The organism is Mesorhizobium sp. B1-1-5 (genome assembly GCF_006443065.1).
In the GTDB taxonomy this organism is placed as follows: domain Bacteria; phylum Pseudomonadota; class Alphaproteobacteria; order Rhizobiales; family Rhizobiaceae; genus Mesorhizobium.
Window position 1 is genome coordinate 1 of the sequence record NZ_VFWS01000325.1, and the last position, 1,610, is coordinate 1,610.

Genomic DNA, 1,610 nt, shown 5'->3' on the forward strand with positions numbered 1-1,610 from the left:
CACGATTGCATCGTCGGACGACGGCAAGGCAACCGCATCGCCTGGCTGATGACGCAACCCGACGGCTCGACAGCGCGGCAGGCCGTCCCCGTCAAGCATGAACTGCAGGATTTCGAGACGGTGCTAATGGCCGCTAAGGCAGGACACGGTCTGACGCAACTTCCGTCATGGATGGTGGAAGGCGATCTTCAAGACGGGGCCCTTCAGATTGTCCTGGAGGGCCTGTCAGGCGGCGAACTGCCGATCAGCGTCCTGTGGCCGCAGACAAAGGCGCTGCCGGCGAAGATTCGCGTTACCATAGACGGCCTCGTTCAGTGGTCGCTTGTTTCAACGAGTGTCGCTGCCTAGCAACGTCTTACTTGGAGCAGTCTCAAATCGGCTGTCCGCCGTCGATCCGCCTAATCGCCTCGAAGAGCCGATCACAGGATTTTGCCAGGTTCTTGCCCGGCGTGGTGGCGACCCCGAGCAAGAGGCCGGATTCGGCAGTGGCGGGCGACGCATACCACGCGGAGAGCGGTGCGGGGGACATCCCGAAGGCCGAAACCTCGCGCGCCACGGCAATGTCCGATATTTCCCTCGGCAGCTTCAGCAGCACGGCCAGGCCCGGCGTTGCAATCTGGTCAGCATTCACATTCGCCCAAAGCTGCTCGAGCAACGTCGCGCGCCTTGCGACATAGGCCCGCTTCGTGCGGCGGAGATGGCGAATATAGTGGCCCTCCCGCATGAATTCGGCGGTCGCGAGCTGCACTGCCGGCCCCGGGGCGGGCGCTAAGCACGCCGCGACTTCAGCGAAAGCGCATACGAGGCTGGCCGGCACGATCACGAAACCCAGCCGAAGGGTCGGGCTGATTGTCTTGCTGAAGGACCCGATGTGAATGACGCGCCCGTCGCGGTCGAGCGACGCGAGCGCCGGCGCGGCCCTGCCGGTCAGCTGAAGCTCGCTCAGATAATCGTCTTCGATCACCCAGGCCTGGGTCGAAGCTGCCCATTCGAGCAGGCGCAGGCGCCGCTCGAGCGACACGGGCGCGCCGAGCGGCGCATGTTGACCCGGTGTGACCAGGGCAAGCTTCGCGGTCGGATGCTGGCACAGTGCGTCATCGAGATCGATGCCGTTGCAATCGACCGGGACCGGAGCGAGAGACAAACCGGCGAGTTCGAGCCCCTTTCGGGTCCATGGGAAACTGGGCTCCTCGATCCAGGCGGTCTCCCCCGCCAGCTTCAGAACGGATAGCGCCAGGCCGAGCCCCGCACCGAAACCTCCAGTGACAATGACCTGCGACGGCAGACAGATGATGCCCCGTGCTACGGCGAGGTAGCCAGCGATTTCCCGCCTCAACTCGAGTTCGCCGCGAGGATCGGGGTAGAGGGGGGCGGCAGCGGCTTCGGCGCGGATGGCGTGCGCGCGCATCCGCGCGAACAAGGTGGCGGGGAAGATATCGCTTGCGGGGATGCCCATCTGGAAGATGCCGGGACCCTGCGTCATCTCCTGATAAATCCGCATGAAGGAGCCTTCGTCCGGCACCGGCTCGGATATCGCGACGGCGCGGGGGCGCTTTGCGACGCGCGTTCCCTCGGCTGGCGTTGCCTCGATCAACTGGGCGGCCGCGAGC

Annotated in this window: 2 protein-coding genes; one reads left to right on the plus strand and one right to left on the minus strand. The window is 65.2% G+C overall.

Translation table 11 applies throughout. The annotated features are described in order from the left end of the window. On the plus strand, nt 1-348 hold a 348-nt coding region (locus tag FJ980_RS30945), incomplete at its 5' end, for a LysR substrate-binding domain-containing protein (RefSeq protein WP_246676638.1). A 22-nt stretch (nt 349-370) separates the two neighbouring features. Here FJ980_RS30945 and FJ980_RS30950 read toward each other — a convergent pair. Further along, nucleotides 371-1,610, minus strand: a 1,240-nt coding sequence (locus tag FJ980_RS30950; RefSeq protein ID WP_246676640.1) for a PLP-dependent aminotransferase family protein, incomplete at its 5' end; no start/stop codon positions are given.